Origin of the sequence: Azospirillum thiophilum, assembly GCF_001305595.1 — a bacterium.
Lineage (GTDB): Bacteria > Pseudomonadota > Alphaproteobacteria > Azospirillales > Azospirillaceae > Azospirillum > Azospirillum thiophilum.
Genome location: NZ_CP012401.1, coordinates 2,467,773 through 2,490,016, shown reverse-complemented (window position 1 = coordinate 2,490,016; position 22,244 = coordinate 2,467,773). Strand labels below are relative to the sequence as shown.

Below are 22,244 nucleotides of genomic sequence, written 5' to 3'. Positions count from 1 at the left end.
TCTGGGGTATGTTTCACCCGCTGAAGTGGTGATAGGGAGAGCACGGGATGGCCGGTCCGACGATCGTCGTGGTCGAAGATGAGAATTCCCTGCGGACCGATATGATCGAGTATCTGTCCGGCTGCGGTTTCGAAGCGATCGGTGCCCGCGACGGTGCTGAACTGGACCGGATGCTGGAGATCCACAACGCCGCCATCGTGATCCTGGACGTGAACCTGCCGGACGAGGACGGGTTCAAGATTGCCGCGCGGCTGCGCGACGGCCATGATGCCGGCATCATCATGGTGACCGCGCGCGGCTCCACCGTCGACCGTGTGGTCGGACTGGAAATCGGCGCCGACGCTTATCTGGTGAAGCCGGTCGAACTGCGCGAACTGGAAGCACAGGTCAAGTCGCTGCTGCGCCGTTTGAACGAGCGGGCTGCCGAATCGGCTGCCCAGCCAATCAATGGCGCTGCTGGTGCTGACGCTCTTGCCGACGGCGACGAGGCGCGTTGGTCCCTCGACCCTACGGAATGGAGCCTGACCAACCCGGCCGGGGTCCGGATCAGCCTGACCAGCATGGAAATGAAACTGACCAGCCTGCTGGCCGCCCAGGCACGAAAGCCGGCGACGCGCGACCAGATCTCCCAGGCACTGTACAACCGCCGCTGGAACCCGGAAGACCGTTCGATCGATACCGTCGTCGGCCGCCTGCGTCATAAGGTGGAAGGCGCCATCGGCGGTCCTGCCCCGCTGAAATCGGTGCATGGCGTCGGCTACGTCTTCTCCGCCCCGGTCCGTGTGGTGGGTACACCGCAGGCCTAGGTCGGGGGCCTAGGTCAGGTCGGCCGCATGTGTCCGCGATGGCCCGGATCCCAGATCGGCGCCATCGCTATCGATCCACTTCAGGCATGCGGCGCGGGAAGCACGACCCGGAAGGTGGAGCCCTTGCCCAATTCGCTGTCGACTGCGACCGCGCCGCCATGCAGCAGCACGATCTGCTGCACAGTATGCAGGCCGATGCCGGTGCCGGGAACGCCCGACGCACCGGATCCACGGAAGAAGCGGTCGAACAGACGCGGGATCTCCGGCTGAGGGATGCCACGGCCGTGGTCGGCCACCTCGATCACCGCCATGGCGCCATCCGTGTGGCCGCGCAGCAGGATCGGGCTGGGAGGCGCAGCGTATTTGACCGCGTTGTTGATCAGATTGGTCAGAACCAGCCCGATCAGATGGGCGTCGATCTCCACCTTGCGCGGCAATTCCTCCAACTCCATCCGGAATTTGCGATCGGGATAGGCGATGCGGAAGGGCTGAACCACGGTGTGGATCAGATCGGGCAGATCGACCTCGCAACGCTCCACTACCAATGCGTTGCCCTGCAGCCTTTCATCGGTCAGATGGGCGTCGATCAGGCCGGTCAGGCGCTGGACGCTGCCGCGGATCACCGCCAGTCGTTCCAGCATGTCAGGTTCCACCTGCTCGGCCCGGATCGCCAGCAATTGGGCCGCGCTGTCTATGATGGCAAGCGGCGTGCGGAATTCATGGCTTACCATGCCCAGGAACTGCCGTTGGCGGTCACGGGCCAGCAATTCGCATTCCAGGGCGCGCTCGACTCTCTCCTTTGCCAGAATCAGCGCCTTCTGGTTGGCGGCAAGTTCATTCGTCCGTTCCGCCACCCGCTGTTCCAGCGAGCGGTTCAGTGCCACCAGTTCTTCATAAAGGCAGACATTGTCGAAGCCGATGGCGACTCGGTTGCAGAACAGTTCCAGAAGCCGATGCTCATCCGCAGTGTAGCGCTCCGCTCGCTCCAGCTGGAAAGCGGTGACGCCATGCTCGCGCGTGCGGAAGATCAGGACGCACCTGTATTCGCCATACAGGTTGCTGTGTCCGCTCAAGGCTTCCTCGATTGCCGCCACGGCGTCGGCGGGCAGGATGTCGGCCACCGGCAGCCCGACGGTCCGGCCAAATCCACCTAGGGCGGCAACCACCGAGACCGGACGGGTGCCGTCGTCCCGCTCAATCGGCCGACAAGCCAGCACGGCAGGCGCGATGCCGGGATCGACGACACGGGCGATCTGCTCCACCAGCCGTTCGACGAAGCTCCGCATCGACCGCGTCTCGAACAGCGTAGTGGCGGCGCTGAGAATGCGTTCCAGCCCCTGGCGGTTGCGTTCGATCGTCAAGATGTCGCGCCAAGCCCGGAGCGCGCTGACCAGGGTGGTGAACAGGCGTTGGGCGGTCAGTTCGCTCTTCGCCTTGTAGTCATTGATGTCGTAACCGACGATGACGTCACGTTCGGGTGCTTGGCCCGGCTGGCCGGTACGCAGAACGATGCGCATGCGCCGGTTGCCCAGATCGTCACGGATGTGCCGAACCAGCTTGAGGCCGGCATCCTCCGTCTCCATCACCACGTCCAGCAGGGCCACGGGCAGATCCGGCCTTTCGACCAAAATCGCCTTGGCCTCCTCCGCCGACATCGCACTCACCACTTCGAACGGACGGCCGTCGAAATCGAAGTCGCGCAAAAGGACTGCGGTCATGGCATGGACCTGCGGGTCGTCATCCACCACCAGGATGGGCCAGGGGGGACCGCTCGGCCGCTGGGAGCGCACTGCCGAAACCGTGCCGTCCTCCGGCCCAAACAGCAGTTCGTCGTCCGTTCCCCCATTCTTCGTCCCGGCCGTCATCCCGGTCATGAACCGCCTCCCCCACGACCGGCCGTGTCGGCCTTTGTCCCGCCTGCGATGGAACCACCGGAAGCCGGTACTTCCAAGGCCGATTTCACCGATTGGGCAGCATTCGTTTCAATTTGTCGCATATTACGAAAGTTCGTCGCCTGCTGTAACCGACCCTTCCCAAGATGCTGTTCTTGGGAAACGCGGCAAGAACTGCAGTGAGTGAGTATTTTTGTGTATGAAATATCGTGATTTTTCTGATTTTCCCTACGCTATCCATGTCTTTCCACTTCTGCCCACGACAGCATTTTTGCCGAAATAGAAATGTTGAACATTATGGTTCGACAGCATTCTGACCGGTTGCAGCCATCTGCTTTATCGGGATAAGCAGTGAGCCGCTTCGGTTGATATGCGAAGTTATGAATTCGGTCCCAGCACCGTCTGGTTGCCAAACATCTACTCTGAGAAGCAACTACACTTAATGCGCCCTCATATATAGAGATAATATCGTTTTGATTGTTGGATGACGGCAAGCTGCAGTTACGCTATGCTTGAGCGTAACCAACCGTTCACCATAACCGAATTGCCTCGCTCCGATGACCTCTCCCGGTTTCGATCAGCACGCGCACGCCGCAGAGGATCGGACCGGCATGCGGAACGTTCCGCACCCGAACCGGTCCGCGCAGGAACCTGAGACAATCTCTGGGATAAGCAACGAACCCGATGCCACGGACAACGGCCTTCGCCAAGCGGATGGCCGGCAAGCCGGTGGGAACCGAACCAATGGCCGCCAAAGCAATGATCGAATGCCGCAAAATGCGCGGGGCACTGCCCGAGAGCGGCGACAGGCGGCGTCGCCCGCCGTTCTGGCCCTGCTGGCTGTCGCAGTCACTCTGACGGCTGCCCTGCTGGCCATCGCGGCCCACCAATACCGCCATCAAGTGATCGAGGAGGCGGAGAGCCGCAGCGTCGCCATCGCCCGCGTTCTGGAAGAGCATGCCGCCAAGACGCTGGGCATCCACGCAACGACATTGTCCCATATCGAATGGATGATCGACGATCTCGGCTGGGAGCGCGTCGACTCCTCCCCCCTGCTGCACGAGCGGTTGAAGGCCATGGCTGCCGAAGCACCGGAGGTACAGTCCTATTGGATCGCCGACGAGACCGGGCGGATGCGCGCCAGCAGCTTCGAATGGCCGATGCGCCCGCTGAACGTAGCGGACCGTGCGTATTTTCAGGCACATCGGGCGAGCAATGATCAGGTTTATTTCGGTCCGCGCCTGAGCGGCAAGCTCATGTCCAAGGTCATCTTCACCCTCAGCCGTCGGATGGAATCCACCGACCACAGGTTCCACGGGGTGGTGCAGATCTCGCTGGAGCCGAGCTATTTCACCGATTTCTACCGATCGGTCCTGCACGATCCACAAGACGTCGTCCTGCTGCTGCGGGAGGACGGCGAAGTGCTGGTGCGCGAGCCGTCGAGCGCCGCACCGGACAGCGTCAACATCGGCCGATACCCAGAGTTGATCAAGGGCACGGAAGAGAATGGAGTCGTCCGCATCGTGACCTCCTTCGACGGTGCACAACGGATTCTGGCTCGCCGCAAGGTTCCGAACCTGCCTATCTACGTAGTATACGGAACAGACATCACCTCCGTCGAGACGGCATGGCGTGACAGGGTGAAGCCCTATGCATTGTTCGCCATCCCCTCGTTGTGCCTGTTGGTCCTGCTAGGCGGCATCGCGTTGCGCCGGTCGCGTCAGGCCGCCGACGCACAGGAAGCCTTGCGATGCGTCAACGAAGCGCTTGAAAGTCGCATCGCCGAACGCACCCGCCATCTGGACCAGACACTGGCTGAAAAGGAGGTGCTGCTGCGAGACGTTCACCACCGGGTGAAGAACAACCTCCAGGTCATCCTGAGCCTATTGGAATTACAGGCCCAGCGTACGCCGGAGTTGGAGGGACCATTCAGCGAAGCGCTGAGCCGTATCAACACAATGGGACTGATCCATGAGCAGATTTATCGGTCCACGGGAGTATCGTCCGTCCGGCTCGACAATTTCATTGAGGCGCTGGCCGGCCATCTCAGCAGCTTCCACCGCCGGCCGGGGCGCGAGATCATGATTCGGCACCAAGTGGAACCGCTTAGCATCGACCTTAACCGGGTGGTTCCCTTTGCGCTGATCCTGAACGAGGTGGTGTCGAACGCCTTCAAACATGCCTTCGCCGATCGCCATGCCGGCATCATCACGATCACCGTCAATGCACAGGACAATTTTCTGAAGCTCACAGTCGAGGATGACGGCACCGGCTGTGCCGAACAGGGGGTGGCACCAGCAGGAACCGGTCGGCGATCGATGGGCATGGACCTGATTAGAGCCTTCACCCAGCAAATCCAGGGTGAGTACCGCTTTACCCAACGTGGCGGTACGCGCTTTGAGCTCGTCTTTCCACGGGATGTCGAGAACATCTAAGCAGATCGAGTCTCAAAGAAACGGCTCACCGCTTGCCTCGCTTTACCGGCCCGACAGCAACGTTGTTAGTAAGATCGTCGGGCTTCGGCAGCTTTTCGGCAATGCCAAATGCCATTTCTCGCCGACGCAACTCCGCTAAAACTTCATCGGGGGCGATGTCCAGGTCGGCAAGCAGTACGACCAGATTGTAGAGAAGGTCTGCCGCCTCCATCACCAGCGCGTCGCGGTCGCCGCGCATGGCTTCGATCGCAACTTCGATCGCCTCCTCGCCGACCTTCCGGGCCATACGGGCACGTCCCTGAGCCAGCAGCTTTGCCGTACGGGAGGCTTCGGGTGCAGCAGCAGGCTCACGCCGCAGGGTCTGCACGGCGTCATACAAGCTGCGGAGGGGATCGGGGCCAATGTACTGAATCATGGACCTGGATTCGTTTTTTCGATGATCGCTGTCAAGACATTGGTTTGATCAACCAGCTTTTCACCCATTCATCCGGACACCTTCAGGATCGCCACGACAAAAGAAGGTGGACGCATCGTCAGCATAACTGAATATCTGCCACAAAGATGTTCTGCCGAAGAAAATCTTGGGGAAGCTGTAATTTTTGCAGCATTCAGCAATGCAGAGGAAGCGTATTTGGCATTGGGTATACCAGTATATAGTCTACTCAACAGCCTGATGGAGACCGATCATGTCCACCACCACTTTCCAAACCGACACCGCCAACCATGTATCGACTGATGCCCTGCATGCCATCGCCGAATTTCCGGCCGCTTGGTTTGAAGCGACCCCGGCCTATCTGGTGCTGCGTCCAACAACCGCTTTCCTGCGCGAATGGGCCGCAGCGACTCCAGCCGGCATGGTCCTGAGCATGCTGAAGCGCTGACATCAACGCGCCTTTCACCCCTTCCCTTTTGCCAACGGGGACTCAACCATGAGCACGCTCAGTCTTCACCGCGACGGCCACAGCCTCCACGGCGACACTCCGTCCCTGCATCCAGTCCGCGACTTCATCGCCGATTGGCTCGAAGCCACCCCGGCGGCGATCCTGCTCCATCCGGTCGGTGCCTTTCTGACGGATTGGGCGAACGCCACCCCGGCCGCCATTCTGTTCCACGCACTGCACCACTAGCCCGCAAAACACCGTTATTCGGCCGGACGAGGGTTCGGGCGGAGTTCATGGTGAGGAAACGGCAAGAAAAAAGGCGACCGCGGCACGGTCCGTTCATTCGGACCGCCGCGGCCTTTTCTTTTCAGACTCATCCTTTGGCGCGTCACACTGCACCGCGCACATCCTCGACCAGCATCTCCAGCCTTGGAAGGTCGCGGACCACCAGCGCGTCCGGACGGCGTTCCAGCATACCATCGCGGGTCAGGTCGCTCAGGACGCGGGCAACGGTTTCACGCGTGGTGCTGACGCGGGCCGCGATGTCGGAATGGACGGGAATCGGCGCGATGATCGCGACGATACCCTGTCGCTTGCCACGCTTTGCAAGGCGCAACAGCTCCGCATGAACCCTATTGTTGGCGCCCAGCGTCGACAACTCCATGATGCGGTCGGTCGCACCGCGCAATTTATCGCACAGCCGCAGCAACATGGCCTGCGCCAGCTCCGGATGTCCGGTCACCAGTTCCTGGAACGGACGCGCCGGCAGGAAGGCGACCAGTGCCCCATCCGCCAGCGCCACGACGGACGCGGAGCGTGGCCGCCCATCCAACGCCGACATCTCCCCCACCGGCTCACCAGCGTCGATGTCGCTGAAGCTGATCTCGCGCCCGCCGGCAGAATGGCTCAGCACCCTGACCCGCCCTTCGACCACAAAGGCGACATCGCGGGTATCGCCCCAATGGTCGATCAACTGTTCATCGGCGCTGAAACGACGCCACCGACACTGACGCGCCACCGCGGCTCGTTGTTCGGGCGTCAGCGGTCGAAGCAACGCGATACGGTCCAGTCCGGCTGTTGGCGGATCGGTCGCGGCTTCGTGTTTGGGCAATTCAGCTTTCGACACGGGAATGATTCGGCCTCCGGCCCGGACTGCTTCTTACGCGAAAGGATAGCTCGACCCGCGCAAAGGGGGAAGGCGTGTGACCAATGGACGGTGTCAACCCTCCGTTAACACCGACAGGGCAGAAGGAACCCAAGCCTCGCCGACCAAGCATCACCGACACCCTCATTTGCCTTCCGCTGCCGGAGCGATGTCCATGCCCAAGCTGTTCCCCGTGCCTACCGCCCGCCGCATCGATGGTCATCGGCTGCTGTCGGTCGCTCTGATCCCCCTGGCCGCGGCGATCGCCATGGCGAGCACGGTCGCCGCAACCGGCATGACCGCCACCCCGCTGGGCGAGGCGAACAGCACGCTGGGCTTCCTGCTCGACTTCGCGACCTTCTGCTATCTGGCCGTCGCAATGGCCCATCTGTCCGGCGCGATCGCCGAGCGCACCTGCGGCGGCATGGCTGCAGGCCTGTCGATGGACGAGTTCGATGCACCGGAGCCGATATCCAAGGATGAATTCTGGCGCGCCTTTCCAAATCATGTCGACGGCGCAGCCATCGCCGGCGCGGTTACCCTGCTCTGTACATTGGCCGGAGCCCTGATCAGCTGATCCCGCACGCCGCAACGCACACGGCAGTTGAGAGCGGACCACGCTTGCCCCACTATGGCGCGGGCGGACGAGCAGCGGATGGGCGGGCGTGAGCGGGGATCAGACGGAATCGAAGAAGGGCCAGACACCGGAACCGGTGCGGCACCGCCGTGAAGGCATCGGATTCATGGGGCGCCTTCGGGCCTATTTCCTGGCCGGCATCCTGGTCACGGCCCCGATAGCCATCACCGCCTACATCGCCTGGTGGTTCGTCTCGCTGATCGACGGCTATATCCGCCCGTTCATTCCTAGCACCTATAATCCTGAGAATTACCTGCCCTTTTCCATTCCCGGTATCGGCGTTCTGGTGGTCATCGTCGTCGTCACCCTGATCGGCGCCTTCGCTGCGGGATATGTCGGCCGGCTGGTCTTGAGCGTCGGCGAAGGTGCGGTCGGGCGGATGCCGGTCGTCCGCTCAGTCTATGGCGTGGTGAAGCAGATCTTCGAGACGGTCCTGGCGAAGAAGTCCAACGCCTTCCGCGAGGTGGTGGTGATCCAGTACCCGCGCCCCGGAGTATGGTCGCTTGGTTTCATCACTGGCAATGCCCATCCGGAAGTCCAATTGCGCCTGGACGGTCAGGCCGACGACATGGTGAATGTGTTCATTCCCTGCGCACCGCCTACCGCCGGCTATCTGGCGATGGTGCCGCGACGCGAAGTGACGGTGCTGAACATGTCGGTGGAGGACGGGTTGAAGCTGGTGATGTCCGGCGGCATCGTCGTCCCGCCCGAACACCATACCGCTCTTGCCGAGCCTGTCGAGAACCGACCCGCTTCCGACGGCGGTCAGCCGGACCGCAAGGTCTTGGCCGCGGCGTCGCGTTCGAACAGGTAGAGCAGCGTCCGCAGTGCCTGTCCGCGCGGACTGGCGAGATCGGGATCGCGGTCGACCACCAAGCGCGCGTCATCGCGCGCCACAGCCAGCAGATCACCATGCACCGCCAGATCGGCCAGCCGGAATCCCGGCAGGCCGGACTGCCGCGTCCCAAGCACTTCGCCAGCCCCGCGCAAACGCAGATCCTCTTCGGCGATGACAAAGCCGTCTTCAGTATCGCGGAGCGTCTTCAACCTTGCCCGCGCCGCCTCGGTCAGGTTCGAATCGAACAACAGGAGACAACTCGACGGCTTTTCGCCACGTCCGACCCGACCGCGCAGTTGGTGAAGCTGAGCCAATCCAAACCGTTCGGCATGTTCGATGACCATCACCGTGGCTTCCGGGACATTCACCCCGACCTCGATCACCGTGGTGGCGACCAGGACGTCGAGGTTGCCCTCCGCGAAGGCAGCCATCACTGCATCCTTGTCCGGCCCACGCATCTTTCCATGGACCAGCCCGACCTTATCGCCGAAGCTCGCACGCAGAAAGGCATGGCGCTCAGTCGCGGCGGCAAGGTCGCTCTGCTCTGACTCATCGACCAGCGGGCAAACCCAATAGACCCGCGCACCCTCGCTCACCTTGCGTTGGATGCCTTGGACGACATCCTCCAGACGATCGAGCGCCACGGTGACGGTCTGCACCGGCTTACGGCCGGCCGGCTTCTCGGTCAGGCGCGATACGTCCATGTCACCATAGGCAGTCAGGGTCAGGGTGCGCGGGATCGGCGTCGCCGTCATCACCAGGACGTCGACCGCCCTGCCCTTGGCTGAAAGCTGCAGACGCTGGTGGACACCGAAGCGGTGTTGCTCGTCGATCACTGCCAGGGCCAGATCCTTGAAGGTGACATCCTCCTGGAACAGCGCGTGGGTGCCGACCAGCAACGGCAACTCGCCCGAAGCAAGCCGGTCGAGCACGGCCTGACGCGCCTTCCCCTTGTCACGACCGGTCAGCAGCCCGATCTCCACCCCCGCCGCCTTGCACAGCGGCGCAAGGCTTTCAGCATGTTGGCGGGCAAGGATCTCGGTCGGTGCCATCAAGGCTGCCTGGGCGCCGGCCTCCACCGCATTCAGCATGGCCAGCAGCGCGACCACGGTCTTGCCACTGCCGACATCGCCCTGCAACAGACGCAACATGCGGCGTTCCGCCGCCATGTCGGAATAGATGTCCTCCAGCGCCGCAGCCTGCGAGTCGGTCAGCGAGAATGGCAGCGCCGCCAATGCAGCCTGCCGCAGGCTCCCGTCACCCTGCGTAACCCTCCCGGCAAGCCGCCGCTGGCTTGCCCGCACCAGCATCAGCGCCAACTGGTTCGCCAGCAACTCATCATAGGCCAATCGGCAACGGATCGGCGCGGTCGGCGCAAGGGCTCCCTCGTCCTCCGGTGTGTGGGCACGCCTCAATGCATCGGCCCAGGTCGGCCATTGCCGGCGGGCCAGCCAAGCAGGATCCTGCCACTCCGCGAGTTCAGGGATGTCGCCCAGCGCGGCGCGCACCGCCTTGCGCAGCGTCTTGGCCGGCAGGCCTGCAGTCATCGGATAGACCGGTTCCACCATCTCCATCTCGTCACGGGCATCGAGCGGGACGACGGCGTCGGGATGAGTGATCTGGGCAGTGTCGTTGAACCATTCGACCTTGCCGGAAACCACCATGGTGGAACCCGACGGAATCTGCTTTGACAGCCAATCGCCACGGATATGGAAATAGACAAGTTCCAGCACGCCGGTCTCGTCGGTGCAGCGGATCTTGTAGGGATGGCGCGGGTTCATCGGCGGCGCATGCGAATCGATGCGGACGGTCAGTGTCGCAATGCGGCCGTGCGGCGCCTGCGCGATCTTGGGCGAGAAGCGGCGGTCAACCACGCCGCAGGGCAGATGCCACAGCAAGTCGACCACATGGGCGCCAGCCAGCTTCTCCACCAGCTTGCCCAATCGGGGGCCGAGGCCGGGGAGTGCCGTGACCGGCTTGAAAAGCGGAAACAGGATGGCAGGACGCACGGGCGGGACGCTATCGGGAAAGTCTTGGACGGTCCTCAGAAAGCCGGTTGGGCGCGGTGCCGTCAAGGCCGCTGCGACGAACAGGGGAAAAGAAGGAACGGCGGAACGCACCGCGGCCGGTGGCCTTCGGTGGGGGGCAACGCCGGCCTGAACTTGGCCACGGACGCGCTCCGCCGATAGGTACCGTCCGGAGGCAAACGGGAGGCCCGGACGGCCAAGTCCGATGGCAGGGGACCATCGGGGAGAGACACCAGAAGAGAAGACGCTCTGGGTGGGCGGTCGGTGTTTCAGGGGGGCTGGCCCGACCGCGTCACAAAGAGGATCATAGGCCAGCCGCCCTGTCCCGAACCTGACCCGACCATGAATTCCACGTCATGAACCGGCTGGACCAAGGAGAGAGGCTCAAGCGGTCGGCACCGTGCCGCCATCGATGACGAACTCGGTCCCGGTGATGCAGCCGCTATGATCGGAAACGAGGAAGGCAATGAGATCGGCAACCTCCACCGGCTTGGCAGGGCGGCCGAACGGAATACCGCCGAGCGACGCCATCAGCCCCTGTCGAGCGGCATCCATATCGGTGCCGGCTTCCTGAGCCAGCCGCTCGATCAACGCAGTGGCCGCCGTCGTTTCGACCCAGCCGGGCGCCACGCGCAACACGCGGACGCCTTTGGGACCGACCTCTTTCGACAAGCCCTTGCTATAGTTGGACAGGGCTGCCTTGGCGGCGGCATAGGCCAACGTGGAATCAGGCAACGGCAGTTGGCTCTGGATCGACGTGACATGGACCACCACCCCCGATCCGCACGCCACCATCAACGGCAGCAAGGCCCGATCGAGGCGCACCGCCGGCAGCAGGTTCAGGGACAGCTCCCGGGTCCATTGTTCCTCCGTCAAGGCCGCGAAGCCGCCAGAGGGGGCGTCCGAACCGCCGACCACATGGACCAGAACGTCGATGCCGCCCCAGTGGCGATGCACAGCGTCGGAAACTGTCCGGCAGCCTTCCTCGGACGTCAGATCGGCGGTGATGAACAGGTTCTCGGATACCCCGGACGGCACATGCGGAGGCAGCCGCCTAGCCGTGGTCATGACGGTGGCGCCGGCTTCGACCAAGCGCGAGACGGTTGCCTCGCCGATCCCCTTGCTACCTCCAGTGACAAGAGTCCGGCGTCCGCTCAGGTCGATGGACAGGCTCATTGCCGCCCCCCCGCAACGGCGGGACAGGACAGGCAACGGCCAAGCGCTCGCGATGACGGAATGCCATGCATCGTCGGAAATCCTTGTGCATCGATGTGAGGCGCAGCGAACCATTGCTTCCGTTCGATCCCGGCGATCAAGCATGGCGGTCGTTGCGATGGACGAAAGATGCCGGTAGGCTTCCCCGATGACAAGTACGCACAAAAAAGTAAGGTACTTACCGGAGGGTAAGGAAGTGGAACATCATTATACCCGCGATACCGCGGCTGCCGGAGTGGAACAAGCCCTGAAGGTTTTGGAGGGGCGCTGGAAGCTGATGATCCTGTTCCACCTGTTCGGTGGAACACTGCGCCGCTTTTCTGAACTGGAGCGCGCAATTCCCACCATTTCACAGAAAATGCTGATTCAGCAGCTTCGCCAGATGGAAACGGACGGCATCGTCCGCCGCATCGTTCATCATCAGGTGCCGCCCAAGGTAGAATATGGATTGACGGAGTGGGGGCAATCGCTATGCCCCGTTTTGGACGGGTTGCTGACTTGGGCCGCGCAACGCCCGGCAGTGGATGGCGTTCGGACCAACGAAGGGGCCGGTATATGGCAAATCGACTGAGCACGTCGACCATATAGAATTGCGCCTTCTGGCTGGCCCTCGGTGCTCCTGGCGATGCTTCTGGACACAAGGCTCTTCCGGAGCACATTCGTGCCTTATGAAGCGCCTAGTCACTCATCCGGAACAAGATACGTCAGCCGGCCCCGGTGCGGAGAGTGCCCGATTTCGAAATGTTTGCTGCAACTTAACAGATATTGAAAAGATCCGGCGATACCGGAGACTGCAAACGCCCCACCCAATCCGCATTTTCAAAAATATCCGAAGTGGTAAGCCTTAATCCCAAACGGCGATATCTGGTATTTAAAGTTCTTTTAACCCTATTACCTCTTTAATCGGTTCACGGGAACGCTTGGTCCCGAGAAGACGCCATATCGACGCTCAAATCCACCCGACACCAAGGGAGCCTTCCATGCCCGCACAGAAAGTCGCCGACGAAGTCCGTTTGGCCAGCCGTATCCATGCGCGCCTGTTGGACGCCTTCATCGACTTGACGGAGCGGGAACTGGCCGGACTTCCCCCTGGTTTTGCCGAAGAAAGCTTGCTGGAGGCGCTGGAGGGGCTTCGCACCGCCCGCAAGTCCTACGGCACGACCGCCGGAGTGATGGTCATCTCCAACCTGTCTCTGCCTCGGGCTTCCAATGCAGCCTGACGAAGCGGCGGTCAGGGAATGTCCACTTTGCGAGCCCGCGGCTTGCGCAACTTGACGGGCTCTGCCGCCACCACTTCCGCTGCCATAGACTCCATGGCTTCCGCTTTCGCCGCAGCCGGCTTTGCATTGGTCGTCTTGCGCGGTGCCTTCATCACCGCGACGACCGGCGCCCGGTCCGGGATCCCCGTCGCTTCGGTCCGAACCGCGAGTTCGGCCTGAAGCCAGTGATCGGTATTACGTCCATCCGGACAGCCTTCCGCCTGCCAGATCGCATAGGCACGATCACGGATGCGCTGCTCGATATCCAGGCTCATCACTCCCCCATGGATTGGTGGTCAATTTTGCTGCGGTGCAAAGATTGCCGAAAATGCGGGGAGCATGCAACCGAGCTGATCGTCTTCGGGCACCCGTCACGGTCCATCGGCGATCATTCAGATGACGTGTCGCCATGATCGGGTTGGCGGCTTTGCTGGAACTCCCGCCATTTGGCAACGTTGCGGTTGTGATCCGGCAAAGACTTTGCGAAGACATGGCCACCGGTGCCGTCGGCGACGAAATACAGGAATTCGTGGCGCTCGGGCTTCATCACCGCCTGGATCGAGGCCTTGCCCGGATTGGCAATCGGTCCCGGCGGCAGACCGTTGACTTGGTAGGTGTTATAGGGCGACTCGAACTTCCAGTCGTTGCGGGTCAGTGCCCGCCCCAGCTCGCCACTGCCTTCGGTCAGGGCGTAAATAACCGTTGGATCGGACTGGAGTTTCATACCGGTTTCAAGCCGGTTGACGAAAACGCCGGCCACCTTGGGTCGCTCCGCCGCGATGCCGGTTTCCTTCTCCACGACGGAGGCCAGCGTCAATGCCTGTTGCGGCGTTTCAAAGGGCAGATTCGGATCGCGGTTCTTCCAGGCCTCCGCTAGAGCTTGGCTCATCGCGGTCTGCATCCGCTCGACCAATGCGGTACGGCTGTCACCATAGGCGAAATGGTAGGTTTCCGGCAGGAGTGAACCTTCCTTCGGCGGCTTCAGGATGTGACCGGTCAAAATCGCCTCGCGCTCCAGGAGCGCAATCACCTGGGCCGAGCTCAACCCTTCCGGCACGGTGAAACGATGCACGACGGTACGGCCTTGGCGCATCTGCTCCAAAACGGCTTCGATGCTGATTCCTGCAGGAAACTGGTACTCTCCGGCCTTCAACTCACGGAAGGCACCGGTCAGCTTGGCCGCGGCAATGAAGACCAGCGGCGATCCTATCACGCCGGAGTCTCCAAGCGTGATGGCAATGGCTTCCAGGCCGCTGCCTCGCGGAATCACGACTGTTTCGGCCTGTTCCAGCGGTCCGGGGGACTCGTAACGCTGGATCCCCCAGATACCGATTCCTCCTGCAGCACCGACCACGAGGGCCAGTGTCCCCGTGAAAATTCGGAGACCCCAGCCCATCGCTCACCTCATTGACGGCTGAAAACGGCAAAATCGATGCGGTGATTCGTTTACACGAATTCCTTGAAGATCAGCGACGCATTGGTACCGCCGAACCCGAAGGAATTCGACAGTGCAGCGCGGACGCGGCGTTCCTGCGCTACCTTCGGCACCAGATTGACGCCCAGGCAGCTCTCCGACGGGTTTTCAAGATTCAGCGTCGGCGGAACGATACCGTGGTTGATCGCCTTGATCGAATAGATCGCCTCGACAGCACCGGCAGCCCCCAGCAAATGGCCGATGGCCGACTTGGTGGAGGACATGGCCAGATTGTCCATGGCATTGCCGAACAGCCGCTTCACCGCACCAAGCTCGATCTCGTCGCCGAGCGGGGTGGAAGTCCCGTGGGCGTTGACGTAATCGATATCGGACGGGTTCAGTCCGGCACGCTTCAGCGCCCCCTTCATGGCGCGGAAGCCGCCGTTGCCATCCTCCGCCGGAGCGGAGATGTGGTGGGCGTCGCCCGACATGCCATAGCCGATGATTTCGGCATAGATGGTGGCGCCGCGTTTCTTCGCGTGCTCCAACTCCTCCAAAACCACGACACCGGCACCCTCGCCGATGACGAAGCCGTCGCGGTCCTTGTCATAAGGACGGGACGCCTTCTCCGGTTCATCGTTGAAGCTGGTCGACAGCGCGCGCATGGCGGCGAAGCCGCCGACGCCAAGCCTGCTCACGGCGGCTTCGGTGCCGCCAGCGACCATGATGTCGGCATCGTCCCACATGATCAGACGGGCGGCGTCGCCGATGGCGTGCGCGCCGGTCGAGCAGGCGGTAACGACCGCATGGTTGGGGCCCCTAAAGCCGTGCTGGATCGAAATATGGCCGGAGGCCAGATTGATCAGGCAGGCAGGAATGAAGAAAGGCGACAGCCGGCGCGGACCCTTTTCATGCAGGGTCACCGCACCTTCGGCGATGCCCGGCAGGCCGCCGATGCCGGAACCGACCATCACGCCGGTTCGTTCACGCTCTTCATCCGTCTGGGGAACCCAACCGGAATCCTTGATTGCTTCCTGCGCCGCGGCGATGGCGAAGACGATGAAATCATCCATCTTTCGCTGGTCTTTCGGCGGCACGAAGGTGTCGGCATTGAACTCGCCGTCACCCGTACCGCGCGGAAGCTGCCCGGCGACCCTCGAGGCCAGGTCCGAAGCGTCGAACCCCGTGATGCCGCGGATTCCCGACTTGCTGGAAATCAGCCGCTCCCAGTTCAGCGCGTGGCCGACGCCAAGCGGCGTGACCATACCGAGGCCGGTGACGACGACACGTCTCATGAGGCTGTTCCTTGACCTTTCCTCGAATAAAATGTCGACGAATCACTCGTCGACGGCCAGGCCCCGCGCTGCTGATACTGCACGAGCGGTTTGCCTGGCCCTCGGGGGCTCAAAGCCCGCGGCCCGATCAGGCGGCGGCGTTGGCCTTGATGAAGTCGATGGCGTCCTTCACCGACAGGATCTTCTCCGCGGCGTCGTCCGGGATCTCGACACCGAACTCCTCCTCGAAGGCCATGACCAGCTCGACGGTGTCGAGGCTGTCGGCGCCCAGATCGTCGATGAAGGAGGCGTTCTCCACCACCTTCGACTCCTCGACACCCAGGTGGTCCACAACGATCTTCTTCACGCGCTCGGCGATGTCGCTCATCTTTTAAGACCTTCCAATCCTTGAAACCGCTCGGGATAATCCGGTCGGAGCAACACGCGAAGAACGTGCCGTCCTGCCGCGAAAAGCCCCGTCCGATAACACATTTCACCAGGCTTGACCAGCACCTGCGAAGGAGCCGGACAGAGCCCTTCTTCACATAGGGCGATGCCGTCCCGTCAGATCCTCATCAGATCATGGCCATGCCGCCGTTGATATGCAGCGTTTGACCGGTGACGTAGGCGGCCTCGTCGCTCGCGAGGTACACGACCCCGGCGGCGATCTCCTCCGGCTGGCCCATGCGGCCGGCCGGAATGGCGGGGAGCAGCTTCTGCTTCTGCTCGTCGTTCAGGGCGTCGGTCATGGCCGTGGTGATGAACCCGGGCGCGACGCAGTTGACGGTTATGTTGCGCGAGGCTAGCTCGGCTGCCATGGACTTCGACATGCCGATCAGGCCGGCCTTGGACGCGGCGTAATTGGCCTGCCCCGGATTGCCGGTGACGCCGACGACGGACGTGATGTTGACGATGCGGCCCCAGCGGCGCTTCATCATGCCGCGCATCGCAGCGCGCGACAGCCGGAAGGCTGCCGTCAGGTTCACGTCCAGCACGGACTGCCAATCCTCGTCCTTCAGACGCATCGCGATCTGGTCGCGGGTCAGTCCGGCATTGTTGACGAGGATGTCGATCTTGCCCAGTGCCGCTTCAGCGTCCTTGGCAAGCTGTTCGGTAGCGGCCGCCTCGGCGAGGTTGCCGGGCACCACGACAGCGCGCTCGCCCAGTTCTGCGGCCAATGCCTCCAGAGGGGCTACGCGGGTGCCGGACAGCGCCACGGAGGCACCCTGGGCGTGCAGCGCACGGGCGATAGACGCGCCGATGCCGCCGGACGCGCCGGTGACGAGGGCCGACTTGCCGGTCAGGTCAAACATGGATGGCCTCACGAGGCTGTAGTGTTCACAGAGTCTTGAGGAACGACTCGACATCGGCCGGCGTGCCGACCGAAACCGCCGCCAGATCCTTGTCGATGCGCTTGGTCAGTCCGGCCAGCACCTTGCCCGCCCCGACCTCGACCAGCCGTTCGACGCCCTGCTCTTTCATGAAGAGGACGCATTCGCGCCAGCGGACCATCCCGGTCACCTGCTCCACCAGCAAACGGCGGATGGCGTTGGGATCCGACACCGACGAGGCGGTGACGTTGGCGACTACCGGAACGACCGGCGCGGAAATCGTGACGTTCGCCAGAGCCTCGGCCATTGCATCGGCCGCAGGCTGCATCAGCGAGCAATGGAAGGGGGCCGAGACCGGCAGCCGCACCGAACGCTTCAAGCCGCGTTCGGCCGCCAGCAGGATGGCCCGGTCGATGGCGTCGGCGCTGCCGGAAATCACCACCTGCCCAGCCGAATTGTCATTGGCGATGCCGCACACCTCACCCTGGGCGGAGTCGGCGGCAATCGCCTGTGCCTGCTCCAGATCGGCGCCAAGCAAAGCCGCCATCGCGCCCTTGCCTACAGGCACCGCCTTCTGCATCGCCTGGCCGCGCAGCTTCAGCAAGCGCGCAGTGTCGCCGAGAGAGAAGGCGCCGGCAGCGCAGAGCGCCGAATATTCGCCCAGAGAGTGACCGGCGACGAAGGTCGCATGCTTGGACAGGTCGACCCCGCCCTCGCTTGCCAGAACCCGCATCACCGCAACGCTGACCGCCATCAGGGCGGGTTGCGCGTTCTCGGTCAGGGTCAGGTCGGCGTCTGGCCCCTCCATCATCAGGCGCGAAAGCCGCTGGTTCAGCGCGTCGTCCACCTCTTCAAATGTGTGACGAGCGACTTCGAACGCCTCGGCGAGTTCGCGGCCCATGCCGACGGCCTGGCTGCCCTGCCCCGGAAAGACGAACGCCCTGGTCATGCTTCGGTGAAACCCTGGATGAAAGCGCCCCGCCCCTGCGGCGGCACCATGGATTGGGCGACAGTCATACCCTCACTTTCGAGCAAGTCAAGCGACGCGCGATGACCACAGCCACTTCGATACGATAAAACACGGCATATTACGGCAGAACGGCTACGAAATGCCGCGATACCGGCAGCGTTGTTCGTGGGTTCGCCATACCGGATCTTGAAGCTGCTTCCTGCGCTGCAAAACGAATAACGGCTTTGATGCCGAAGCCGGCTGCCGATCAGGCCTTGCCCACCAGCGCCACCCGACTCCACGGTCGCATTTGCGCCAGCATTTCCAGCACCATCGGCCCGCACAGCCCGGCAATAAGGGAAACACAAAAGATCATGCCGTCACCGGTATGCATCCGGTGCAACACCATCCGTGCCGCGGCGGCGAACAGAGCGTGATGCAAATAGATTGCATAGGACGACGCTCCCACAGTGCGGAAAAACCGGCTCGATGGCATGGCATGCAGCAAGGTTACCGCGCCCCCCATACCGCACAGCAGCGCAACTCCGCTGTTCCATCCGAAATGCGGCAGGAATCCCCAGAGCGATGCTTGGTGCAGAGTCACTCCCAGGGCGAGCGCCATGCCGGCCATGCCAACAAGGGCGCGCCTCGGCACCAGATCCCGGAACCTCGTCACCCCCACGCCCAGCAGGAAATGCGGCAACAGGAAGCAGGCCTCATTCACCGACAGGATGTTCGATTCGGTGCGCACCGTCAGGCAAGCCGCCACAGCACCCGCCATCGCCACGGCGTATCCACCCATCCGTTCGATAAGACGGGCAGCATCGAGCAAAGCCACCAGGGAAAAGATCAGGAACAGCGCCTGCAAATACCAGAAATGGGCATAGGGGAAGACATAGATTGTCCACATCGAATCGGGGACGTGGGTGCCATTGGCGCCGGGCGCGCTTTTCTGCAAAAGGAAGAAAATTGCCGATACCACCAGAAATGGGAAACCCAGCCGCCTCAATTTCTTGACGAAGAATGTCCTCAGCCTGTCGCCCCTGGCCGGGTTCAGGGCATAGACCAGCCCCGAGACGAAGGTGAACAGCGGCATGCGGATCAGTTCGAAACTGTCGGTGGCGTAGCGGTAGATCGATCCGTCCGCCACCTGCATGCCCGCCCCCGGAACGCCGACCACATGGTAGGCGACCAACAGGATGCAGGCCAGCCCTCTCAGGTCCACGACATTGTACGGCAGTGTATACTTGTGCATTTCGACTCCCAGGCGCCGCTCTGCATGGCCGGACTCGGCGCGACCTATCCAAGCGGAAGCGGCGCCAAGCCCGGCCAGAGGAACATCGCCCCAACGGACTTGGCTTGCACTTCGGTCAAATGCGTCACGATTTATCCACAGCGATATCGTGCATTGCGCCAGCGTTACCCAGCACAGGCCACGCGCGGCGCGGCAGGGTTCCTTCGGCCGAATTTCCCGAGGCGGAATCGATGGCTCCGGATTAATGCATGGAGGCCGGATTTCCGCTTGCCATGCCGATTGGCCTGTGCATACTGCGCCGCTTCATAACTCCTTGCCGGCGGTCCGCCGTCGGCTAGGCCCGGGCGGCTGATCCAAATCCATGAGGGATGGGGCGCAGCGCCGGACCATGAACAGCCATGGGGAGTGCAATGGCACTTTACGAGTGCGTGCTGATCGCACGCCAGGACATTTCGGCAGCCCAGGCCGAGCAGCTCGCCGAGCAGTTCGCCCAGATCGCCCGCGACAACGGCGGCACGATCGCGAAGAGCGAGTACTGGGGTCTCAAGACCCTCACCTACAAGATCAAGAAGAACCGCAAGGGTCACTACACCCTCTTCAACATCGATGCGCCGGCCGCCGCCGTCGCGGAGATGGAGCGGAACATGAGCATCAGCGAAGACGTGCTGCGCTTCATGACCGTGCGTGTCGACGCTCTCGATGCGAATCCGTCGGCGATGATGCAGAGCCGCAACGAGCGTGGCGACCGCGGCGAGCGTGGCGACCGCGGTCCGCGCCGCTTCGACGACCGTGGCCCGCGTCCGCCGCGCCGTCAGGAAAACGTTGCCGCCGCCGAAGGGGAGTCCGTGTAAATGAGCGACAAGCAGACCACGGGCGCTCCCGCCCGCACCGGCGGCGCCCGCCGTCCGTTCTTCCGCCGCCGCAAGACCTGCCCGTTCTCCGGTGCGAACGCTCCGGCGATCGATTACAAGGACGTCAAGCTGCTGTCCCGCTTCATCTCCGAACGCGGGAAGATCGTCCCGAGCCGCATCACCGCGGTCTCGACGAAGAAGCAGCGTGAACTGGCTCGCGCCATCAAGCGCGCCCGTTTCCTGGCCCTTCTTCCCTACGTGGTGAAGTAAGCCCGGCTACGGCCGAAGGTTATCGGTGAAGGTCTTTAAGGGGTTCCCATGGCCTTGGGTCCGGCCGTTCCGCTGGTGGTCGCTGTCGGCGGCGGTCTGGTCAGCGCGTTCTTCTACCTGTCCGTCATGTTCGGGGGGATGGGCGCGTTGATCCTGGGCTACCTGGCCCCCCTGCCGCTGTTCCTGACGGGGCTTTGGCTGGGGGCGCCGGCGGTGATGTTGGCCGGACTGGCCGGCACCGCCGCGGTGATGCTGGGAACTTCCGGCGGCATGCTGGTTGCGCTGTCCTATCTGGTCACCGGGGCTGCCCCGGCGATCCTAGTGGTGCGGCAGTCGCTGCTGGCGCGTTCGCTGGAAGATGGAACCCTGGAATGGTATCCGCCCGGACGGGTCCTTGTGGGCCTGACCGGGATGGGAATGGCGGCGCTGCTTGCCGCGGTGATCCTGACGCTCGATCAGCCCGGTGGGCTGGAAGGGCTGATGCAGCAGACCCTGGCCCGAGTCGTCGAGCCGGCGTTCCGCGCGCAGGGCCAGCCGGCCCCGGATCCCGAGGCATTCTGGGTGGCTGCCGTCCTACCGGGACTGGTGGCGGTGTCATGGCTTGTCATGACGATCGTCAACGCGGTGCTGGCGCAAGGGGTGCTGATGCGGTTCGGCCGCAACCGGCGCCCCGCCATGCGTCTGGACCAGTTGGAGTTGCCGAACTGGCTGGTGCCGCTGTTCGCGGTAGCGGTCGTCGTCGCTTCCATCGCACCGGGAACCTTCGGGTTCCTGGCGGCCAATATCGCGCTGCTCCTGGCGGTACCCTTCGCCTTCGCCGGGCTTTCGGTGGTGCATGTGTTCGCCAGCCGGCGATCGGCACGCACGCTGATCCTGGTCGGCTTCTACATGATGCTGTTTCTCTTCGGGTGGCCGATCCTGCTTTTGGTCGGCCTGGGCATGATCGAGCAATGGATCGGGCTGCGCCGCCGGTTTTCCCCCGCGGCCCCCGGTCAGGAGGACGAGTGATGGAAGTTATTCTGTTGGAGCGGGTCGAGAAGCTCGGCCAGATGGGTCAGGTCGTCAATGTGCGCCCCGGCTTCGCTCGCAACTTCTTGCTGCCGCAGAAGAAGGCCATGCGCGCCACCAAGGCGAACCTGACCGTCTTCGAGAAGCAGAAGGCTCACCTTGAAGCGGTCAATCTCGAGCGCCGCAAGGATGCCGAGCATGTCGCCGGCAAGATGGACAATGTCTCTGTCGTGGTGATCCGTCAGGCCGCCGAGACCGGCGTGCTCTACGGCTCGGTGACCACCCGCGACGTCGCCGACGCGCTGACCGCCGCCGGCTACAAGACCGACCGCAAGCAGGTTCAGATCGACACCCCGATCAAGACCCTGGGTCTCTTCAAGCTGCGCGTCGTCCTGCATCCGGAAGTGTCGATCACGGTCACGGTCAACGTCGCCCGTTCGGCCGAAGAGGCCGAGTTGCAGGCCCAGCGCGGTGGCATGATCACCGCCGCCGACCTGCGCGATGACGACGAGGAAGAGACCTACGTCGAAGAGACCGCGACCGAGGAAGAGGAGGGCTGATCGCCCTCCCGCCGCGAGCGTCCCGTACCGGCCTGGTCGGCTTCGGGTTCGCCTCGGCACAGTCGCACCGTTCGTCCGGAAGCCGCCCACCCGAACAGGGTCGGGCGGTTTTCCGCATTTCAGGTTCGTTGTTTCAACTCCATCGGGCGCCATACATCCGCAATGCCCAAATTGGGTAGCAGTCCTGACCGATTGACG

The 22,244-nt window shown here is 62.9% G+C and carries 24 protein-coding genes; 12 read left to right on the top strand and 12 right to left on the bottom strand.

Going from position 1 to position 22,244, the window contains the following annotated elements; genetic code table 11:
• The first annotated feature begins 47 nt into the window (after positions 1-47).
• Positions 48-806: a response regulator transcription factor gene (locus tag AL072_RS11500; protein WP_045580213.1), complete on the top strand. Its 759-nt coding sequence runs from the start codon at positions 48-50 to the stop codon at positions 804-806.
• A gap of 80 nt (positions 807-886) precedes the next feature.
• Here AL072_RS11500 and AL072_RS11495 read toward each other — a convergent pair whose 3' ends face one another.
• Positions 887-2,680 carry a hybrid sensor histidine kinase/response regulator gene (locus AL072_RS11495; RefSeq protein WP_045580214.1) on the bottom strand — a complete coding sequence of 598 codons (1,794 nt, stop codon included), beginning with the start codon at positions 2,678-2,680 and terminating at the stop codon, positions 887-889.
• 575 nt (positions 2,681-3,255) lie between these two features.
• Here AL072_RS11495 and AL072_RS11490 point away from each other — a divergent pair.
• On the top strand, positions 3,256-5,133 hold the full coding sequence (locus AL072_RS11490) for a sensor histidine kinase (protein ID WP_245636664.1): 1,878 nt from the start codon (positions 3,256-3,258) through the stop codon (positions 5,131-5,133).
• A gap of 25 nt (positions 5,134-5,158) precedes the next feature.
• Here AL072_RS11490 and hisE read toward each other — a convergent pair whose 3' ends face one another.
• Entirely contained in the window at positions 5,159-5,548 is a 390-nt protein-coding gene (gene hisE, locus AL072_RS11485; RefSeq protein ID WP_052709857.1) for a phosphoribosyl-ATP diphosphatase, read from the bottom strand.
• Positions 5,549-5,819: 271 nt separating this feature from the next.
• Between hisE and AL072_RS11480 the strand changes: the two genes are divergently transcribed.
• Positions 5,820-6,014 carry a hypothetical protein gene (locus AL072_RS11480; RefSeq protein WP_045580216.1) on the top strand — a complete coding sequence of 65 codons (195 nt, stop codon included), beginning with the start codon at positions 5,820-5,822 and terminating at the stop codon, positions 6,012-6,014.
• A 48-nt stretch (positions 6,015-6,062) separates the two neighbouring features.
• Complete coding sequence (locus AL072_RS11475; protein ID WP_045580217.1) at positions 6,063-6,260, top strand: hypothetical protein; 198 nt, start codon at positions 6,063-6,065, stop codon at positions 6,258-6,260.
• 142 nt (positions 6,261-6,402) lie between these two features.
• Here the strand turns inward: AL072_RS11475 and AL072_RS11470 are convergent, their stop codons facing one another.
• Positions 6,403-7,140, bottom strand: a complete 738-nt coding sequence (locus AL072_RS11470) for a Crp/Fnr family transcriptional regulator (RefSeq protein WP_045580218.1) — start codon at positions 7,138-7,140, stop codon at positions 6,403-6,405.
• Positions 7,141-7,333: 193 nt separating this feature from the next.
• Here AL072_RS11470 and AL072_RS11465 point away from each other — a divergent pair, with 193 nt between their 5' ends.
• Both AL072_RS11465 and AL072_RS11460 read left to right on the top strand, forming a co-directional pair.
• The gene (locus AL072_RS11465) at positions 7,334-7,735 is read left to right on the top strand and encodes a hypothetical protein (RefSeq protein ID WP_045580219.1); all 402 of its coding nucleotides are present in this window, start codon (positions 7,334-7,336) and stop codon (positions 7,733-7,735) included.
• 88 nt (positions 7,736-7,823) lie between these two features.
• Entirely contained in the window at positions 7,824-8,609 is a 786-nt protein-coding gene (locus tag AL072_RS11460; protein WP_045580220.1) for a DUF502 domain-containing protein, read from the top strand.
• On the opposite strand, the gene recG is transcribed toward AL072_RS11460, so the two are convergent.
• Together recG and AL072_RS11450 are read right to left on the bottom strand one after the other, a co-directional pair.
• Positions 8,561-10,642 carry an ATP-dependent DNA helicase RecG gene (gene recG / locus AL072_RS11455; RefSeq protein ID WP_045580221.1) on the bottom strand — a complete coding sequence of 694 codons (2,082 nt, stop codon included), beginning with the start codon at positions 10,640-10,642 and terminating at the stop codon, positions 8,561-8,563. The genes AL072_RS11460 and recG overlap by 49 nt on opposite strands.
• Positions 10,643-11,044: 402 nt before the next feature.
• Positions 11,045-11,836 carry an SDR family oxidoreductase gene (locus AL072_RS11450; protein ID WP_045580222.1) on the bottom strand — a complete coding sequence of 264 codons (792 nt, stop codon included), beginning with the start codon at positions 11,834-11,836 and terminating at the stop codon, positions 11,045-11,047.
• A gap of 235 nt (positions 11,837-12,071) precedes the next feature.
• On the opposite strand from AL072_RS11450, the gene AL072_RS11445 reads away from it, so the two are divergent.
• Both AL072_RS11445 and AL072_RS11440 read left to right on the top strand, forming a co-directional pair.
• A complete protein-coding gene (locus tag AL072_RS11445; RefSeq protein WP_245636663.1) occupies positions 12,072-12,446 on the top strand; it encodes a winged helix-turn-helix transcriptional regulator in 375 nt (124 codons plus the stop codon).
• Between the two features lie 409 nt (positions 12,447-12,855).
• A complete protein-coding gene (locus AL072_RS11440; RefSeq protein WP_045580224.1) occupies positions 12,856-13,095 on the top strand; it encodes a hypothetical protein in 240 nt (79 codons plus the stop codon).
• An 11-nt stretch (positions 13,096-13,106) separates the two neighbouring features.
• Here the strand turns inward: AL072_RS11440 and AL072_RS11435 are convergent, their stop codons facing one another.
• The 7 genes from AL072_RS11435 to AL072_RS11405 form a co-directional block, all read right to left on the bottom strand.
• Positions 13,107-13,409 carry a DUF2934 domain-containing protein gene (locus AL072_RS11435; RefSeq protein WP_045580225.1) on the bottom strand — a complete coding sequence of 101 codons (303 nt, stop codon included), beginning with the start codon at positions 13,407-13,409 and terminating at the stop codon, positions 13,107-13,109.
• Positions 13,410-13,522: 113 nt separating this feature from the next.
• Positions 13,523-14,530 (bottom strand): endolytic transglycosylase MltG, encoded by a 1,008-nt coding sequence (gene mltG / locus AL072_RS11430; RefSeq protein ID WP_045580226.1) that lies wholly within the window; start codon positions 14,528-14,530, stop codon positions 13,523-13,525.
• 50 nt (positions 14,531-14,580) lie between these two features.
• On the bottom strand, positions 14,581-15,843 hold the full coding sequence (fabF, locus tag AL072_RS11425; protein ID WP_045580227.1) for a beta-ketoacyl-ACP synthase II: 1,263 nt from the start codon (positions 15,841-15,843) through the stop codon (positions 14,581-14,583).
• A gap of 127 nt (positions 15,844-15,970) precedes the next feature.
• Positions 15,971-16,210: an acyl carrier protein gene (locus AL072_RS11420; RefSeq protein ID WP_014247969.1), complete on the bottom strand. Its 240-nt coding sequence runs from the start codon at positions 16,208-16,210 to the stop codon at positions 15,971-15,973.
• 187 nt (positions 16,211-16,397) lie between these two features.
• On the bottom strand, positions 16,398-17,135 hold the full coding sequence (gene fabG / locus AL072_RS11415) for a 3-oxoacyl-[acyl-carrier-protein] reductase (RefSeq protein ID WP_045580228.1): 738 nt from the start codon (positions 17,133-17,135) through the stop codon (positions 16,398-16,400).
• A gap of 25 nt (positions 17,136-17,160) precedes the next feature.
• Entirely contained in the window at positions 17,161-18,102 is a 942-nt protein-coding gene (gene fabD, locus AL072_RS11410) for an ACP S-malonyltransferase (protein ID WP_045580229.1), read from the bottom strand.
• Between the two features lie 268 nt (positions 18,103-18,370).
• On the bottom strand, positions 18,371-19,357 hold the full coding sequence (locus AL072_RS11405) for an acyltransferase family protein (protein ID WP_045580230.1): 987 nt from the start codon (positions 19,355-19,357) through the stop codon (positions 18,371-18,373).
• 410 nt (positions 19,358-19,767) lie between these two features.
• On the opposite strand from AL072_RS11405, the gene rpsF reads away from it, so the two are divergent.
• The 4 genes from rpsF to rplI are packed head-to-tail and all read left to right on the top strand — an operon-like array spanning position 19,768 to position 22,046.
• On the top strand, positions 19,768-20,208 hold the full coding sequence (gene rpsF / locus AL072_RS11400; RefSeq protein WP_045580231.1) for a 30S ribosomal protein S6: 441 nt from the start codon (positions 19,768-19,770) through the stop codon (positions 20,206-20,208).
• The gene (gene rpsR / locus AL072_RS11395) at positions 20,209-20,478 is read left to right on the top strand and encodes a 30S ribosomal protein S18 (protein ID WP_012974291.1); all 270 of its coding nucleotides are present in this window, start codon (positions 20,209-20,211) and stop codon (positions 20,476-20,478) included.
• Positions 20,479-20,526: 48 nt separating this feature from the next.
• Complete coding sequence (locus AL072_RS11390; RefSeq protein WP_045580232.1) at positions 20,527-21,486, top strand: YybS family protein; 960 nt, start codon at positions 20,527-20,529, stop codon at positions 21,484-21,486.
• Positions 21,486-22,046, top strand: coding sequence for a 50S ribosomal protein L9 (rplI, locus tag AL072_RS11385; protein WP_045580233.1), 561 nt, complete (start codon positions 21,486-21,488; stop codon positions 22,044-22,046). Before AL072_RS11390 ends, rplI begins: the two co-directional genes overlap by 1 nt.
• Positions 22,047-22,244 lie beyond the last annotated feature (198 nt).

Excerpts from the sequence above, each read along its gene's own strand:
- AL072_RS11500 (WP_045580213.1), top strand. The coding sequence starts at position 48 with ATGGCCGGTCCGACGATCGTCGTGGTCGAAGATGAGAATTCCCTGCGG.
- AL072_RS11495 (WP_045580214.1), bottom strand. The coding sequence starts at position 2,680 with ATGACCGGGATGACGGCCGGGACGAAGAATGGGGGAACGGACGACGAA.
- AL072_RS11490 (WP_245636664.1), top strand. The coding sequence starts at position 3,256 with ATGACCTCTCCCGGTTTCGATCAGCACGCGCACGCCGCAGAGGATCGG.
- hisE (WP_052709857.1), bottom strand. The coding sequence starts at position 5,548 with ATGATTCAGTACATTGGCCCCGATCCCCTCCGCAGCTTGTATGACGCC.
- AL072_RS11480 (WP_045580216.1), top strand. The coding sequence starts at position 5,820 with ATGTCCACCACCACTTTCCAAACCGACACCGCCAACCATGTATCGACT.
- AL072_RS11475 (WP_045580217.1), top strand. The coding sequence starts at position 6,063 with ATGAGCACGCTCAGTCTTCACCGCGACGGCCACAGCCTCCACGGCGAC.
- AL072_RS11465 (WP_045580219.1), top strand. The coding sequence starts at position 7,334 with ATGCCCAAGCTGTTCCCCGTGCCTACCGCCCGCCGCATCGATGGTCAT.
- AL072_RS11450 (WP_045580222.1), bottom strand. The coding sequence starts at position 11,836 with ATGAGCCTGTCCATCGACCTGAGCGGACGCCGGACTCTTGTCACTGGA.
- AL072_RS11440 (WP_045580224.1), top strand. The coding sequence starts at position 12,856 with ATGCCCGCACAGAAAGTCGCCGACGAAGTCCGTTTGGCCAGCCGTATC.
- AL072_RS11435 (WP_045580225.1), bottom strand. The coding sequence starts at position 13,409 with ATGAGCCTGGATATCGAGCAGCGCATCCGTGATCGTGCCTATGCGATC.
- mltG (WP_045580226.1), bottom strand. The coding sequence starts at position 14,530 with ATGGGCTGGGGTCTCCGAATTTTCACGGGGACACTGGCCCTCGTGGTC.
- fabF (WP_045580227.1), bottom strand. The coding sequence starts at position 15,843 with ATGAGACGTGTCGTCGTCACCGGCCTCGGTATGGTCACGCCGCTTGGC.
- AL072_RS11420 (WP_014247969.1), bottom strand. The coding sequence starts at position 16,210 with ATGAGCGACATCGCCGAGCGCGTGAAGAAGATCGTTGTGGACCACCTG.
- fabG (WP_045580228.1), bottom strand. The coding sequence starts at position 17,135 with ATGTTTGACCTGACCGGCAAGTCGGCCCTCGTCACCGGCGCGTCCGGC.
- fabD (WP_045580229.1), bottom strand. The coding sequence starts at position 18,102 with ATGACCAGGGCGTTCGTCTTTCCGGGGCAGGGCAGCCAGGCCGTCGGC.
- AL072_RS11405 (WP_045580230.1), bottom strand. The coding sequence starts at position 19,357 with ATGCACAAGTATACACTGCCGTACAATGTCGTGGACCTGAGAGGGCTG.
- rpsF (WP_045580231.1), top strand. The coding sequence starts at position 19,768 with ATGGCACTTTACGAGTGCGTGCTGATCGCACGCCAGGACATTTCGGCA.
- rpsR (WP_012974291.1), top strand. The coding sequence starts at position 20,209 with ATGAGCGACAAGCAGACCACGGGCGCTCCCGCCCGCACCGGCGGCGCC.
- AL072_RS11390 (WP_045580232.1), top strand. The coding sequence starts at position 20,527 with ATGGCCTTGGGTCCGGCCGTTCCGCTGGTGGTCGCTGTCGGCGGCGGT.
- rplI (WP_045580233.1), top strand. The coding sequence starts at position 21,486 with ATGGAAGTTATTCTGTTGGAGCGGGTCGAGAAGCTCGGCCAGATGGGT.